The following is a 14778-nucleotide window of genomic DNA, read 5'->3' as shown; positions in this document are numbered from 1 at the left end:
CTCATGAATCGCGTGTCCACCCCTCGCGCACGGTGAAACCACCGCTCACGACCCTCCGGGGAGTGCCCGAACGCGTGATTCGTGGTGTCCGACCGGAGGACACGCGATGCCTGGGCGGAGGACACGCGCGGATGTGGGGTTCGTGAGGGCTGAGTGCATGACTCGCCCGGGCTGAGTGCATGACTCGCCGGGGCTGGGGGCATGACACGCGAGGGGTGGAGGCATGACTCGCGTGTGTGGGGGAGGGGAGGGGAGGAGCCGGGTTAGCAGTGGACTTCGCGGGCGCCCTGCAGGTTGGCGGCGTTCAGGGACGGCGGGGCGGCGGCCTCGGCGGCCTGGCCGCCCTGCTGCTCCGGCTGCTGCTCCGCCCACGCGGCCAGCTGGTCGAGCACCTTGCGGGCGTCGCTGTTCGGCTTCACCTCGCCGAACTTCTTGCCGATCGCCACGTCCACCGTCGCGTCCTGCCGGTCGTCGCGCACCAGTTCCAGGCACGGCTCGACCAGGCTCAGCGTGCGGGCCGCGCCGGCGCCGGGCGCGCCGAACCGGATCTGGCCCCGGCACGTCATGTCCTGCGCCGGGTACACCGGGTCGTTGCCCGGGTCCGCCGCCTGGGTCATCCCCAACTCGGCGAGCGACGTCGCCACGAACCGGGCCTGGTTGCGCTGCGTGCTCGCGTTGAACACCCGGAAGTGAACCTCGCTCACCGGGACGGGGTCGGTGCGGTCCAGCGCGTCGTGCGCCAGCACCGTCCCCGGGGTGGGCGCGGCCCCCGCCGGGGCGCCTGACGCCGGTGCCCCGCCGGGCGGGTCGCAGCGGATCGCCGCGTCCACGTCGCCGGCCTCGGACAGCACCCGGTTCCACACCACCACCGCGGTCACGGCCAGCACCAGGAACAGGGCCAGCGCCGGCAACGGCCGTCGCTTCCGGTACCGCGACGACCCGCTTCCTCCCGTACCGGGTCCCACCGTCCGCCGACCTCCCCATGGCGCAGTGCTGATGGTGATCAGGCTATGCCTCGCCCCGTCGCCCCGCGCCTCGGGTCGGCGGTAGCGCGCCGTTATCACCCGGTCGCGGACGGTTGACGGCGCGCAGGGCGCCGCAGCACGGGCGAGACAGGTGGGCACTGCCTCCCCGAAGCCTATCGGTCCAGCGTGTGAAGGGCGTGTTACCCGTCTGCTCAATTAGGGGGAACCCGCTGCACACCTCCCCTGAGGATGAGCTACCCTCTCGGCGCTCCGCGCAGGGCCGGACACCGGGAAGCGTCGACGACAGGGGGTTGGCGCCCGGCCGCGAGAGCGAGACCTCCGTCACTGGGGACGGAGGGCACAAACAGGGGCGCTGGGACGTTAACCAGCGACACGAACAGTCTCCGTTGACCGCAGGGGTGTGAAAGAAAGATGGCGACCGACTACGACGCGCCGCGTCGCAGCGAGGCGGACGAACTCGCTGAGGACTCCCTTGAGGAGCTGAAGGCGCGGCGCAACGAAACGCAGTCCGGGGTCGTCGACATCGACGAGGACGCGACCGCCGAGAACTTCGAGCTGCCTGGTGCGGACCTGTCCGGCGAGGAGCTCACGTTCAAGGTCCTGCCCAAGCAGGCCGACGAGTTCACCTGCTCCAAGTGCTTCCTGGTGCACCACCGCAGCAGGCTGGCGGAGGAAGTCGGCGGTCAGTACATCTGCCGCGACTGCGCCTGAGCGGTACCGAGCCCGACCGAAACCAGCACCGGAACCAGCACACCGGCACCGACACCGACAACCAGATCTGGGCGCTCACCCCTCCGCCGGGGTGGCGCCCAGTCCCGTTGAGGGATGTCCCGACGACAATTCACCGGTTGCGCAGCACCGCTGCCAACTCTTCCGCCGAACGCACGCTGAACAGCCAGTACGGCGTCGGGTCCTGCGGGTCCTCCAGCCGCACGCGGACCATCGGCCCGACCCACCCGCGGTGGGCGACGAACGCCATCGGGTCGAGGTTGGGCCCCATCGCCTTGCGCTTGGTCTTCGCGTCGAAGACCTCGACCTCGCCGAGCAGCTCCAGCGGCACGTGCGCCTCGCCGACGCGCAGCTCGCCGCCGGACACCTCGACCTTCACCGAGCCCAGCCGCACGAGCAGCAGCACGACCAGCGGCAGCAGGACCGCGTAGGGCAGCCACGACCGCACGCCCGGGAACCCCATGTGGATCTCGGCGGCCAGCAGGGCCGCCGCGGCCAGGGGCAGCGGCCAACCCCACCACGGGACGAACAACCGCTCGCGGAACGCGGTCGGGGCGGTCACAGCACTCTCGCTCACGCCACCAGGGTAGTCTCGCGCGCCGTGCCCAGCGTCGAGGTCCTGCTGTCCCGGCTCGATCCCTCAGTGCCACTCCCGGCCTACGCCCGTCCGGGTGATGCCGGCGCGGACCTGGTGACGACCACCGACGTGGTGATCGAACCGGGTGAGCGCGCCGTGGTCGGCACGGGGATCTCCATCGCGCTGCCCGAGGGCTACGCCGCGTTCGTGCACCCGCGTTCGGGGCTCGCCGCGCGCGTCGGGCTGAGCGTGGTCAACGCACCGGGCACGATCGACGCGGGCTACCGGGGCGAGATCAGGGTGTGCCTGGTCAACCACGACCTGCGCGAGCCGATCGCGCTCACGCGCGGTGACCGGATCGCCCAGCTGGTGGTGCAGAAGGTGGAGCACGCCGTGTTCCGCGAGGTCGACGAGCTGCCGGGGTCCGCGCGCGGTGCCGGCGGCTACGGCTCTACTGGCGGGCACGAGGTGCTCGCCCGGACGGAGGGGTGAAGGCGATGTTCGGAAAGCGCCGCAAGCGCGGTAGGCACTCCGCGAACCGGGGGACGGCGCAACCCGAGGTCGAGTTCGACGCCGCGGACGTGCCCGAGGACGGTCCGTTCGACGAGGCGCAGGCCCCCGACGACGGCCTGAACAGGCTCGACCTGGGCTCGATCCGACTGCCGGTGCCCGACGGCGCCCAGCTCCAGGTGGAGATGGACCCGTCCGGCGCGGTGCGGGCCGTGCACCTGCTCACCGGTGTCGGGCAGCTCACCGTGAGCGCGTTCGCCGCGCCGCGCAGCGACCGGCTGTGGCCGGAGGTCAGCGGCGAGATGATCGCCCAGTTCAAGTCCGACGGGTTCCGGATCCTCCGGGAGAACGGCGAGTGGGGCGAGGAGATCGCGGCGCGCAACAACGAGGTGCACCTGCGCGTGGTCGGCGTCGACGGCCCCCGCTGGATGCTGCGCGGCATCGCGGCGGCGCCCAACGAGGAGATGGCCGTCCAGGCGGCGCAGGCCCTGTACGTGTTGATGCGTGACACGGTCGTGGTGCGCGGCGAGCAGCCGATGCCCGTGCGCACGCCGCTGCCGATCGAGCTGCCCGAGGCCATCGCGCGGCACATCCAGGCCCAGCAGCAGGGCTGACCGGACGGGGTGACCCCGCGGCGCCGACCCGACGGCTTAGCCCCGACCGGGTTAACCCGTTCGGGTCACCCCAACGCCTCGGTGTACGCGGCGAGCGCGGCGCGGCCCAGGACCTCCGGGTCCGCGCCGAGCGCCGCCAACGTCGTCGTGCGCAGAGCGCCACGAGGCAGGGCGTCCACCCACCTACGAGCGATTTCCAACGGGTGAACGGGGTCGTCGGCACACGCGGCGACCCCCACCGGCACCGCCAACCCGCCCAGCTCGGCCGCCGTCGGCGCGCGGGACCCCGCGGCCTCCCGCAGCACGCTCGCCAGCCGCGCCCCGTACCGGGGCCACGCGCGCCGCAGCTCGTCCCCGAGCCACCCGTCCACGCCGGTCAGCGCGGCCTCCACCCCCGCCGCCTCCACCGCCGCGGCGCTCGCCGACGCCGCCAGCGCGGCGGGCGCGCCGTCCGCCGGACCGAGCCACGCGGGCAGCGCCGCCAGCACCCCCGCGCACCGCCCGGGGTGCCGCACCGCCCACGCGGTCGCCACGTGCGCGCCGAGCGAAACGCCCCCGACCAGCAGCGGAGTGCCCGACCAGGCCGCGTCCAGCGCCTCGACGCACTCCCGGACGCCCCGCACCGCGGGCGTGACCAGCGTGAGCCCGGCCTCGGCCAGCGGGCGCGCGAACACCCGCCCGACGAACACCTCGTCGGAGGCCGTGCCGGGCAGGAGAACGGCATGTGACGAGCTCATGGCCGCAGATCCTCCCCCAGTCGGATACTCGAACGGGTGTAGCTGGTTACCCTGGCTCTCAGACGGGCTTCGCTGTCGAGGCCCCGCGCACTCTCCTGGAGTCGGGGATGACTGGTACCGGGGGCGGCTACTGGCGCCGCCTCGTGCGTCGGCTGAGCGCCGACGCGAGCGAGCTGGACGCCGACGACCTCTCGCGAAAAGTCGAGGCGGTCGGTGCCGTACGGGCGTGTGACTGCAAGTCCGGGCAGGAGGTGACCGTGCTCGGCAGGTTGCGCAGCGTGGAGCTGTGCCCGCGCGACGCCGCCGCCACCCTGGAGGCGGAGCTGTTCGACGGAACCGAGGGCGTCACGCTCGTGTGGCTGGGCCGCCGGCGGATCGCGGGCATCGAGCCGGGCCGCACGATCAAGGCCAAGGGCCGGATCGCGGTGCGCGACGGGCGCAAGGTGCTCTACAACCCCTACTACGAACTGCAGAACGCTTCATGACCAAGGTTGAGGAGACGGAAGAGCGGCAGCCGACCCTGCTGGAGCAGATGGGCGGCGTCAGCGGACTGGCGTTCTCCTCGCTCCCCGTGGTCGTGTTCGTGGCGGTCAACGCCCTCGCTGGGCTGATGCCCGCGATCTGGTCCGCGCTCGGCTCGGCGGTGCTCATCGGCGTCGTGCTGGCCATGCGCAAGGGCTCGATCCAGCCCGCCGTCTCGGCGGTCTTCGGCGTCGGCATCGCGGCGTTCATCGCCTACCGGACCGGCGACGCCAAGGGCTTCTTCCTGTTCGGCATCTGGCAGAGCCTCGTCTACGGCGGCGTGTTCCTGCTGTCCATCCTGGTGCGGTGGCCGCTGGCGGGCGTGATCTGGAACGCGCTCAACTCCCAGGGCAGCGCGTGGCGGAAGGACCGGGCGAGCGTCCGGGACTACGACATCGCCACCCTGGTGTGGGCGCTGGTCTTCTTCTCCCGGTTCGTGGTGCAGCGGTGGCTGTACGACGAGGCGTCCGTGGGCTGGCTGGCCGCCGCGCGGCTGGCCATGGGCTACCCGCTGATGGCGGTGGCGCTGGTGGTGACCGTGTGGGCCGTGCGGCGCTCGGACAAGCGCCTGAAGGCCGCGATCGCCCGCGAGGAGGAGGAGAACCGGGAGGCCGAGGAGCGCCTGCGCGCGCAGGCCGCCCAGGCCCAGGCGTCCCCCGAGCACCGGCCGAGCGTCTACGAGCAGCTGGCCAACCCGCCCGCGCCGACCGACGAGGGCCGGGTGGCCGCCAGACCGGACGAGCGCTGAGCCCGGCGAGCACTCGGCCCGACGAACGCTCAGCCCGACGAACGCTCAGTCGGACGAGCACCGGGCCTGACGAGCGCTGAGGCTGACGAGCGCCGGGCCTGACGAGCGCCGAGTCCGACCAGCGCTGAGCCGTCACGCTACGCAGGGGTCCCCGCCCAGGGGACCCCTGCTTTCACTCTGCCGGTGGGCACCGACGAAACCTGGCGCCGGCGGCCCGCCTGTGGACAACCCCGCAGCCTGTGGACAACCGCCGTGAGCACCCCTGCCGCCACGAGTGCCCCTGCCGCCTCAGCACCCCCGCCGACTCAGCACCCCCGCCGACTCAGCACCCCCGCCGACTCAGCGCCCCCGCCGCCTCAGTACCCCAGCGAGGACCGGATCTCCCGCTCCACGTCCGCCGCCGCCACGAACAGCAGCTCGTCCCCGCCCTCCAGCGTGTCGTCCGGCGACGGCACGATCACCCGCCCGCCCCGCAGGATGGTGACCAGCGCGGCGTCCCGCGGCAGCGCCAGCGAGTTCACCGGCGACCCGCCCAGCGGCGTGTCCTCCGGCAGGGTGATCTCCACCAGGTTCGCCTGCCCCTGCCGCAGCGTCATCAGCCGCACCACGTCGCCGACCGTCACGGCCTCCTCGACCAGCGCCGACAGGATCCGCGGCGTCGACACGGCCACGTCCACGCCCCACGACTCGGTGAACAGCCACTCGTTGGCCGGGTCGTTCACGCGCGCCACCACGCGCCGCACCGCGAACTCGGTCTTCGCCAGCAGCGACACCACCAGGTTGACCTTGTCGTCACCGGTGGCGGCGATCACCACGTCGCACAGCTGCATCCCGGCGTCCTCCAGCGAGGACAGCTCGCAGGCGTCGGCCTGCACCCACTCGGCCTGCTCCACGGTGTGCGGTTCGAAGTGGTTCCGGTCCCGCTCGATCAGCATGACCTGGTGCCCGTCGGCCACCAGCTCCGCGGCGATCGACCGGCCCACCGCGCCGGCACCGGCAATGGCGATGCGCACTCAGCTCTCCTCGGGTGCCTGGGCCGCGGCGGCGGCCACGTCGGTCACGGTGCCGGACAGGGCCGCCACGTACACCTGGTCGTCGGCCTGGAGCACGGTCTTCGACTCGGGCAGCACGCCCGTGCCGAACCGCATGATGAACGCCACCCGGCAGCCGGTGGCCTCCTGGAGGTCCCGCACCGAGCGCCCCACCCAGTCCTCGTGCAGGTCCAGCGGCATCACCGCGACCGTGCCGGACGGGTCGCGCCACGCCGTGGCGGTGCCCTCGGGGATCAGCATCCGCAGGAACCGGTCGGTCGACCAGGGCACGGTCGCCACGGTCGGGATGCCCAGCCGCTCGTACACGGCGGCGCGCTTCTCGTCGTAGATGCGGGCGACCACGGCCTCCACCCCAAACGTCTCCCGCGCCACCCGCGCCGAGATGATGTTGGAGTTGTCGCCGCTGGACACGGCCGCGAACGCGCCGGCCCGCTCGATGCCCGCCTCGATGAGAACCCGCTGGTCGAAGCCGTTGCCGACGACCTGCTGCCCGTGGAAGTCGGACCCGAGGCGCCGGAAGGACTGGACGTCCTTGTCGATCACCGCGACCTGGTGGTCCAGGCGCTCCAGGGCCCTGGCCAGGGAGGAGCCCACCCGGCCGCACCCCATGATCACCACGTGCACGTAAGCCTCCCGAACGACATTTACGCAGAACCTACTCACGACTACTCCGACCAGGGGACGGGGACCCCCTACGCTTTCCCCCCGTGTCCAAGCTCGCAACCGCGGCCAAACGCCTCCTCGTGGGCAGGCCGTTCCGCAGCGATCGGCTAGCCCACACGCTGCTGCCCAAGCGCATCGCCCTGCCGGTCTTCGCCTCGGACGCGATGTCGAGCGTGGCCTACGCGCCGGAGGAGATCTTCCTGGTCCTGTCGGTGGCAGGGCTGTCCGCCTACTCGTTCGCACCGTGGGTGGGCGTGGTGGTGGTCGTCGTCATGCTGACGGTGGTGGCGAGCTACCGGCAGAACGTGCACGCCTACCCGTCCGGCGGCGGCGACTACGAGGTCACCACGGTCAACCTGGGCCGGAGGGCCGGGCTGACGGTCGCGAGCGCGCTGCTGGTCGACTACATCCTCACCGTCGCCGTCTCCATCTCCTCGGCCGCCGCGAACATCGGCTCCGCCATCCCCTTCGTCGCCACCCACAAGGCCGAGTTCGCGGTCGTCGCCATCGTCCTGCTCACCGCGGTCAACCTCCGGGGTATCCGGGAATCGGGCAGCGCATTCGCGGTCCCGACCTACGCGTTCATGGTCGGCGTCATGGTCATGGTCGGCTACGGCCTGTACCGGGGCTTCGTCGCGGGCGACGAGCTGCGCGCCGAGAGCGCGGGCTTCGAGCTGCGCGCCGAGGACGACCACCTCGTCGGCCTGGCGTTCGTGTTCCTGGTGCTGCGCGCGTTCTCCTCCGGCTGCGCCGCCCTGACCGGCGTGGAGGCGATCAGCAACGGCGTGCCCGCCTTCCGCAAGCCGAAGTCGCGCAACGCGGCGACCACGCTGCTGATGATGGGCCTGATCGCGGTCACCATGCTGATGGGCCTGATCGTGCTGGCCCAGCTCACGGGCGTGAAGATGGCCGAGGACCCGGCGCACCAGCTCGTCGGCGCGCCCGAGGGCTACGAGCAGAAGACCATGGTCGCGCAGATCGCGGGCGCGGTGTTCGACGGCTTCCCGGTCGGCTTCTACTTCATCACGACCGTCACCGCCCTGATCCTCGTGCTCGCGGCCAACACCGCGTTCAACGGCTTCCCGGTGCTCGGCTCGATCCTCGCCCAGGACCGCTACCTGCCCCGCCAGCTGCACACCCGCGGCGACCGGCTGGCGTTCAGCAACGGCATCGTCTTCCTCGCGGGCGCGGCGATCATCCTGGTGGTGGCGTTCGACGCGGAGGTCACCAAGCTCATCCAGCTCTACATCGTGGGCGTGTTCGTCTCGTTCACGATGAGCCAGGCGGGCATGATCCGGCACTGGAACCGGCTGCTCGCGCACGAGACCGACGAGAACGCCCGCCGCCGGATGCGTCGCTCGCAGGCCATCAACGGGTTCGGCCTGGCCATGACCGCGTCGGTGCTGGTGGTGGTGCTGATCACGAAGTTCACCAAGGGCGCCTGGATCGCCATCGCCGCGATGGCGGCCATCTACGCCCTGATGACCGCGATCCGCAAGCACTACGACCGGGTCGCCGAGGAGCTGCGCCAGCAGGAGAGGCAGAAGCTGCTGCCCGCCCGCAACCACGCCATGGTGCTGGTCTCGAAGCTGCACATGCCCACGCTGAGGGCCCTGGCCTACGCCAAGGCGACCCGCCCCGACATCCTGGAGGCGGTGACGGTGAACGTGGACGACACCGACACCCGCCGCCTGGTGCGCGACTGGGAGAAGGAGAACTTCAAGGTACCGTTGAAGGTGATCGAGTCGCCCTACCGCGAGATCACCAAACCGGTCCTGGACTACGTCCGGCGCGTCCGCACCGACAACCCGCGCGACGTGGTGACGGTGTTCATCCCCGAGTACGTGGTGGGCCACTGGTGGGAGCAGTTCCTGCACAACCAGAGCGCGCTGCGGCTCAAGGGCAGGCTGCTGTTCCAACCGGGCGTGATGGTGACCAGCGTGCCCTGGCAGCTGGCCTCGTCGAAGAAGGTCACGCACAAGGACGACGACGTGTACGCCCCCGGCGCGGTCCGCCGCGGCCTGGACAACAGGGGGCAGGAGGAGCGGAAGCGCGAGTGAGCACCACCTGGGAGCACCGGCTGATCGAGGTCGAGGTCGGCGCGGTCGCCCACGGCGGGCACTGCGTGGCCAGGCACGAGGGCCGCGTCGTGTTCGTCCGGCACGCCCTGCCCGGCGAGCGCGTCGTGGTCCGGGTCACCGAGGACACCGGCGGCTCGTTCTGCCGCGGCGACGCCGTGGAGGTCCTCACGCCCTCGCCGGACCGCGTCGAGCCGCCGTGCCCCTTCGCCGGCCCCGGCCTGTGCGGCGGCTGCGACTGGCAGCACGCCTCGTGGCCCGCGCAGCGCGCGCTGAAGGCCGCGGTGGTGCGCGAGCAGCTCCAACGCCTCGCCGGCCTGGACCGCGAGGTCGTCGTCGAACCCCTGCCCGGCGGCCCGGTGGACTGGCGCACCCGGATGCGCCTGGCCGTCGGCCCGGACGGCAGGCCCGGGTTCCGCGCCCACCGCAGCCACGCGGTCATCCCCGTCGACCACTGCGTCATCGCCGTCCCGCACGCCCTGGACGACGCGCTGGCCCGCACCTGGCCGCCGAAGTCCGAGCTGGTCGTCACCCACGACGCCGAGCACCGCGGCCACCTGGTCGAGGTCGGCCCGCCCACGGCCCGCCGCGGCCGCCGCCCCGTCCCCGGACCGGCCCGCCGCCGCCGGGGCGACGGCATCGCCACCGAGAAGGCCGCCGGCCGCACGTGGGAGGTGCACGCGGACGGCTTCTGGCAGGTCCACCCGGCCGCCGCGGACACCTTCGCCGCCGTGGTCCGCGAGTGGGCCGCCTGCCGCCCCGGCGAACGCGCCTGGGACCTCTACGGCGGCGCGGGCCTGTTCGCGTCCGTGCTGGCCGAGCAGGTCGGCCCCACCGGCTCCGTCGCCGTGGTCGAGTCGTCCACCCGGGCGGTGCGGGACGGCCGGGCCAACCTCGCCGACCTGGCCCAGATCACCTGGCACCCCGGCAGCACCGAAGCGGTCCTGGAGCGCCCCGAGTTCACCGGGCACCACCCGGACGTCGTCGTGCTCGACCCGCCCCGCAAGGGCGCGGGCAAGGCGGTGGTCGCCGCCATCGCCGACCACCGCCCCGCGCGCGTGGTGTACGTCGCATGCGACCCGGCCGCCCTGGCCCGCGACATCGCCGTCTTCGCCGATCACGGCTACGCGCTCACCCGGCTCAGGGCGTTCGACGCGTTCCCCATGACCCACCACGTGGAGTGCGTGGCCCTGCTCGAACCCGACCATCTCAGCAAGTGGTCCGTAGACTGACCGGACGAAACGGGGAGTCGAACCCACAGGGCGAGGTGGAGCGAGTGACGCTGCTGGAATCCGTGCACGGACCGGCGGACCTGAAACGGCTGGGTGCCGACGAGCTGGTCCGCCTCGCCGAGGAGATCCGGCGCTTCCTGGTCGAGAAGGTCTCGCGCACCGGTGGGCACCTCGGGCCCAACCTCGGTGTCGTCGAGCTGACCATGGCCGTGCACCGGGTCTTCGACTCCCCGCACGACTCGGTCGTGTTCGACACCGGGCACCAGAGCTACGTGCACAAGGTCCTCACCGGCCGCCGCGACGGCTTCGACTCGCTGCGCCAGAAGGGCGGCCTGTCCGGCTACCCCTCCCGGGCGGAGAGCGAGCACGACGTCGAGGAGAACAGCCACGCCTCGACGGCCCTGTCCTACGCCGACGGCCTGGCCAAGGCCTACCAGCTCACCGGCCAGCGCCGGCACGTCGTCGCGGTCGTCGGCGACGGCGCCCTGACCGGCGGCATGTGCTGGGAGGCGCTGAACAACATCGCCTCCGGCGCCGACCGCCCGGTCGTCATCGTCGTCAACGACAACGGCCGCTCCTACTCGCCGACCATCGGCGGCCTGGCCGACCACCTGTCGTCGCTGCGCCTCCAGCCCGGCTACGAGCGCGCCCTGGAACGCGGCAAGACCGCCATCCAGTCCGCCCCGATCGTCGGCAAGCCCCTCTACGCGGCCCTGCACGCGGCCAAGCGCGGCATCAAGGACGCCATCAGCCCGCAGGCCATGTTCGAGGACCTGGGCCTCAAGTACATCGGCCCGGTGGACGGCCACGACCACGCCGTCCTCGAATCGGCCCTGCGCCGCGCCAAGTCCTTCGGCGGACCGGTCATCGTGCACACCGTCACCCGCAAGGGCAACGGCTTCGCCCCCGCGGAGAACCACGAGGCCGACCAGATGCACGCCACCGGCGTCATCGACCCCATCACCGGCGAGAACATCGGCCCGTCCAAGCGCACCTGGACCCACGTCTTCGCCGACGAGCTGGCCGCCCTGGGCGGCGAGCGCCCCGACCTGGTCGCCATCACCGCCGCCATGCGCGGCCCGACGGGCCTGGACAAGTTCGCGGGCCTCTACCCCGACCGCTGCTTCGACGTCGGCATCGCCGAGCAGCACGCCATGACCTCCGCCGCGGGCCTGGCCATGGGCGGCATGCACCCGGTCGTGGCGATCTACGCCACCTTTCTCAACCGCGCGTTCGACCAGCTCCTCCTCGACGTCGCCATGCACAAGCAGGGCGTCACCGTCGTCCTCGACCGCGCGGGCATCACCGGCCCCGACGGCGCCTCCCACCACGGCATGTGGGACCTGTCCATCTGCGGCCTGGTCCCCGGCATCCACGTGGCCGCGCCCCGGGACGCCGCCTCGCTGCGCGAGCAGCTGCGCGAAGCGGTCCAGATCGCCGACGCCCCCTCCGTCATCCGCTACCCCAAGGCCTCGGTGGGCCCCGACCTGCCCGCCGTGGAGCGGATCGGCACCGCCGACGTCCTCCGCCGCGACGGCGACGACGTCCTCCTGATCACCGTCGGCGCCTTCGGCGAACTGGGCCTGGCCGCCGCCCAGCGCCTGGCCGACCAGGGCATCGGCGTCACCGTCGTGGACCCCCGCTGGATCTTCCCGGTCTCCCGGGACCTGGTCACCCTGGCCGCCACCCACCGCCTGGTCGTCACCGTCGAGGACAACGGCAGGCACGGCGGCTTCGGCTGGGCCCTGGCCGCGGCCCTGCGCGACGCCGAGGTGGACGTCCCCCTCAGGGACCTGGGCATCCCCCAGCAGTTCCACCAGCACGGCGAACGCGCCGAGGTCCTCGCCGACCTGGGCCTCACCGCCCAGGACGTGGCCCGCCGCATCACCGAGTGGGTAGCCGCCGCAGAACCGGCGGAAATGGACGCGACCGTGGAGAAGTAACCCGACCACCCACGCACACGGTGGTCGCCCACCACACCCGGGGCCCTCGTGTTCCCCCGTATGGCCTGGGCGCAGCCCTACCGCGCTTGTCAAGGGGTCCGCACGCCCTTCGCGGACCCCTTGACAAGGGTGGTTGCCTCAGGCAGGCCATGCGGGGGAACACGAGCCCACGCCCTTCCCCCCGGAAGCCTGCCCAGCGGCGAGCGACCGCTCTTAAGCCCGTGAACCCCCAGCTCCTTCCCTAAGCAGCCTCTCAGGAACATGTGGCACCTTTGTGAGGTGCGGATCCTGGTAGTCGAGGACGAGGTGCCGCTGGCCGACGCGATCGCGCGCGGTCTGCGGCGCGAGGGCATGGCGGTGGACGTCGCCTACGACGGCGAGACGGGCCACGAGAAATCGACCGTCACCCGGTACGACGTGGTCGTGCTCGACCGCGACCTGCCCGGCATGTCCGGCGACGAGCTGTGCAAGGAGATCCTCAGCTCCGGCGCCCTCACCAGGGTCATGATGCTCACCGCCAGCGCCGGCGTGGACGACCGCGTCGCGGGCCTCTCCCTGGGCGCCGACGACTACCTGGCCAAGCCCTTCGCGTTCCCCGAGCTGGTCGCCCGCGTCCGCGCCCTGGCCCGCCGCGCCACCCCCGCCACCCCGCCGCTGCTCACCGCCCGCGACGTCGAGCTGGACCCCGCCCGGCGCACCGTGCGCCGCGCCGGCCGCCCCGTCGAGCTGACCCGCAAGGAGTTCGGCGTCCTGGAGGTGCTGCTCGCGGCCAAGGGCTCCGTGGTCTCCAGCGAGGAGCTGCTCGAACGCGTCTGGGACGAGAACGCCGACCCCTTCACCACCACGGTCCGCGTCACCGTCATGACGCTGCGCAAGAAGCTCGGCGAGCCGGGCATCATCGACACGGTGGTCGGCTCCGGCTACCGGGTGCCCACGGCAGGCTCCGCTGAGCTCTGACCTGGCCCGCAGGCGCGGACCCGGGCTGCGGACGCGCCTCACCCTCCTCGCCACCGGGCTCGTCGCGTTCGTCAGCGGCCTGCTCCTCCTGCTCGGCTGGCTCCTCGTCGGGCGGGTCATCGCCTCGTCACCCCGGTTCGCCGAGGGCAGCACGGTCATCGTCGACGGGCGCGAGGTCGACGCCGCCGTACTCATGGACGTCCTCGGCGACCAGGCCCGCGCGGACGTGCTGAGGTCCGGCTCCATCGCCTTCCTCTGCGTGGTGGCCGCCGCCGCGCTGCTCGCCTGGACCGTCACCGGGCGCGTCCTCCAACCCGTGCACGACGTCACCGACGCGGCCCGCCGCCTGTCCGCCGAGTCCCTCGGCGAACGCCTGCGCCTCGACGGCCCCCGCGACGAGGTCGCCGAGCTGGCCGACACCTTCGACGAGATGCTCGACCGGCTCCAGGCCGCGTTCGAGTCGCAACGGCGGTTCGTCGCCAACGCCTCCCACGAGCTGCGCACCCCCCTCGCCGTGGTGCGCACCGAGCTGGACGTCACGCTCGCCGACCCGGACGCCGACGTCGCCGAGCTGCGCCGCATGGCCTCCGTCGTGCGCGGGGCGACCGAACGCGCCGAGCAGCTGGTCAGCGCGCTGCTGCTGCTCGCGCGCACCGACGGGCTCGGGCTCGCGGTGCGCGAACCCGTCGACCTGAACGCCGTGGTGGAGTCCGCGTGGCGGGCCGTTCGCGCCGAGGCCGCCGAGCGCGGCGTCCGCGCCACCTTCCGCACCAACCCCGCGCCCGCCGTCGGGGACCCCGCCCTGCTGGAGCGGATCGCCGGCAACCTCCTGGAGAACGCCGTCCGGCACAACCTGCCCAACGGGTGGATCGAGGTGCACACCGAGGGCGGGCCCGAGTGGACGCTGCTGCGGGTGTCGTCGTCCGGGCCCGTCATCGCCCCCGACCGGGTGGACGAGCTGTTCGAGCCGTTCCGCCGGGGTGGGGCGGACCGGACCGCGCGGACCGGCACCGGGCTCGGCCTGTCCATCGTGCGGGCCGCCGTCGCAGCTCACGGGGGTCAGGTGCACGCCACGGCGGTGCACGGGGGCGGGCTCTCGGTCGCCGTGCACCTGCCTTCAAAACTCGTTTGAGTGGTCCCGGTCACACCAAAGCGGGTTTAGCGGGTGCCACAGGTGCTCCCACCTGCGCAAACAGGGCTCCGGGACCCGGATTTGTCTCTGCGTTGGGCGGCGTGTAACTTTCTCTCTGTCAGCGCGGAACGGGCCGGACAGACCGGAACGGAGCGCGGGACACAAGCCCCGGATCGAAGCCACTGGAAACAGTGCGGAGTGACGGTGAGCGCGTGTTCTTTGAGAACTCAACAGCGTGCCGAATAGCCAGTAAATTTATGATCCTCGTCAAGAGGATTCCTTTGAGATTGTTACTGGA

General features: G+C 72.3%; 15 protein-coding genes. 10 read left to right on the top strand and 5 right to left on the bottom strand.

What is annotated here, in order from left to right; genetic code table 11:
* Window positions 1-263: 263 nt before the first annotated feature.
* Window positions 264-911, bottom strand: coding sequence for an envelope integrity protein Cei (gene cei / locus ACFV4N_RS29300; RefSeq protein ID WP_499675842.1), 648 nt, complete (start codon window positions 909-911; stop codon window positions 264-266).
* Window positions 912-1397: 486 nt separating this feature from the next.
* Between cei and ACFV4N_RS29295 the strand changes: the two genes are divergently transcribed.
* Window positions 1398-1697 (top strand): DUF4193 domain-containing protein, encoded by a 300-nt coding sequence (locus ACFV4N_RS29295; RefSeq protein WP_344042363.1) that lies wholly within the window; start codon window positions 1398-1400, stop codon window positions 1695-1697.
* 130 nt (window positions 1698-1827) lie between these two features.
* Here the strand turns inward: ACFV4N_RS29295 and ACFV4N_RS29290 are convergent, their stop codons facing one another.
* Complete coding sequence (locus ACFV4N_RS29290) at window positions 1828-2292, bottom strand: DUF3093 domain-containing protein (RefSeq protein WP_499675841.1); 465 nt, start codon at window positions 2290-2292, stop codon at window positions 1828-1830.
* A gap of 24 nt (window positions 2293-2316) precedes the next feature.
* Here ACFV4N_RS29290 and dut point away from each other — a divergent pair, with 24 nt between their 5' ends.
* Both dut and ACFV4N_RS29280 read left to right on the top strand, forming a co-directional pair.
* Window positions 2317-2784, top strand: a complete 468-nt coding sequence (gene dut / locus ACFV4N_RS29285) for a dUTP diphosphatase (RefSeq protein ID WP_499675840.1) — start codon at window positions 2317-2319, stop codon at window positions 2782-2784.
* 5 nt (window positions 2785-2789) lie between these two features.
* Window positions 2790-3416, top strand: coding sequence for a DUF3710 domain-containing protein (locus tag ACFV4N_RS29280; RefSeq protein ID WP_499675839.1), 627 nt, complete (start codon window positions 2790-2792; stop codon window positions 3414-3416).
* Window positions 3417-3481: 65 nt separating this feature from the next.
* Here ACFV4N_RS29280 and ACFV4N_RS29275 read toward each other — a convergent pair whose 3' ends face one another.
* On the bottom strand, window positions 3482-4153 hold the full coding sequence (locus ACFV4N_RS29275; protein ID WP_499675838.1) for an alpha/beta fold hydrolase: 672 nt from the start codon (window positions 4151-4153) through the stop codon (window positions 3482-3484).
* 107 nt (window positions 4154-4260) lie between these two features.
* Here ACFV4N_RS29275 and ACFV4N_RS29270 point away from each other — a divergent pair, with 107 nt between their 5' ends.
* Entirely contained in the window at window positions 4261-4638 is a 378-nt protein-coding gene (locus ACFV4N_RS29270; RefSeq protein ID WP_344042373.1) for an OB-fold nucleic acid binding domain-containing protein, read from the top strand.
* Complete coding sequence (locus ACFV4N_RS29265; RefSeq protein WP_499675837.1) at window positions 4635-5423, top strand: DUF3159 domain-containing protein; 789 nt, start codon at window positions 4635-4637, stop codon at window positions 5421-5423. Before ACFV4N_RS29270 ends, ACFV4N_RS29265 begins: the two co-directional genes overlap by 4 nt.
* Window positions 5424-5779: 356 nt before the next feature.
* Here the strand turns inward: ACFV4N_RS29265 and ACFV4N_RS29260 are convergent, their stop codons facing one another.
* Window positions 5780-6436: a potassium channel family protein gene (locus ACFV4N_RS29260; protein WP_499675836.1), complete on the bottom strand. Its 657-nt coding sequence runs from the start codon at window positions 6434-6436 to the stop codon at window positions 5780-5782.
* Window positions 6437-7099, bottom strand: a complete 663-nt coding sequence (locus tag ACFV4N_RS29255; RefSeq protein ID WP_499675835.1) for a potassium channel family protein — start codon at window positions 7097-7099, stop codon at window positions 6437-6439. It abuts the gene before it with no gap.
* 83 nt (window positions 7100-7182) lie between these two features.
* On the opposite strand from ACFV4N_RS29255, the gene ACFV4N_RS29250 reads away from it, so the two are divergent.
* The 5 genes from ACFV4N_RS29250 (at window position 7183) to ACFV4N_RS29230 (ending at window position 14480) form a co-directional block, all read left to right on the top strand.
* Complete coding sequence (locus tag ACFV4N_RS29250) at window positions 7183-9198, top strand: APC family permease (RefSeq protein ID WP_499675834.1); 2016 nt, start codon at window positions 7183-7185, stop codon at window positions 9196-9198.
* On the top strand, window positions 9195-10448 hold the full coding sequence (locus tag ACFV4N_RS29245; protein ID WP_499675833.1) for a class I SAM-dependent RNA methyltransferase: 1254 nt from the start codon (window positions 9195-9197) through the stop codon (window positions 10446-10448). Before ACFV4N_RS29250 ends, ACFV4N_RS29245 begins: the two co-directional genes overlap by 4 nt.
* 44 nt (window positions 10449-10492) lie before the next feature.
* Window positions 10493-12391, top strand: a complete 1899-nt coding sequence (gene dxs, locus ACFV4N_RS29240; protein WP_499675832.1) for a 1-deoxy-D-xylulose-5-phosphate synthase — start codon at window positions 10493-10495, stop codon at window positions 12389-12391.
* A gap of 279 nt (window positions 12392-12670) precedes the next feature.
* A complete protein-coding gene (locus tag ACFV4N_RS29235) occupies window positions 12671-13348 on the top strand; it encodes a response regulator transcription factor (protein ID WP_380643683.1) in 678 nt (225 codons plus the stop codon).
* Window positions 13338-14480: a sensor histidine kinase gene (locus tag ACFV4N_RS29230; protein ID WP_499675843.1), complete on the top strand. Its 1143-nt coding sequence runs from the start codon at window positions 13338-13340 to the stop codon at window positions 14478-14480. The genes ACFV4N_RS29235 and ACFV4N_RS29230 overlap by 11 nt, the downstream gene beginning before the upstream one ends.
* Window positions 14481-14778 lie beyond the last annotated feature (298 nt).

Origin of the sequence: Actinosynnema sp. NPDC059797 (genome assembly GCF_042732085.1) — a bacterium.
Classification (GTDB): domain Bacteria; phylum Actinomycetota; class Actinomycetes; order Mycobacteriales; family Pseudonocardiaceae; genus Actinosynnema.
The sequence above is the reverse complement of the archived record's forward strand: the minus strand, read 5'-3'. Positions and strand labels throughout refer to the sequence as shown.

What these genes read in the sequence shown, in the direction of transcription:
- ACFV4N_RS29295 (WP_344042363.1), top strand. Translation starts at nt 1,398, where the DNA reads ATGGCGACCGACTACGACGCGCCGCGTCGCAGCGAGGCGGACGAACTC.
- ACFV4N_RS29280 (WP_499675839.1), top strand. Translation starts at nt 2,790, where the DNA reads ATGTTCGGAAAGCGCCGCAAGCGCGGTAGGCACTCCGCGAACCGGGGG.
- ACFV4N_RS29275 (WP_499675838.1), bottom strand. Translation starts at nt 4,153, where the DNA reads ATGAGCTCGTCACATGCCGTTCTCCTGCCCGGCACGGCCTCCGACGAG.
- ACFV4N_RS29270 (WP_344042373.1), top strand. Translation starts at nt 4,261, where the DNA reads ATGACTGGTACCGGGGGCGGCTACTGGCGCCGCCTCGTGCGTCGGCTG.
- ACFV4N_RS29265 (WP_499675837.1), top strand. Translation starts at nt 4,635, where the DNA reads ATGACCAAGGTTGAGGAGACGGAAGAGCGGCAGCCGACCCTGCTGGAG.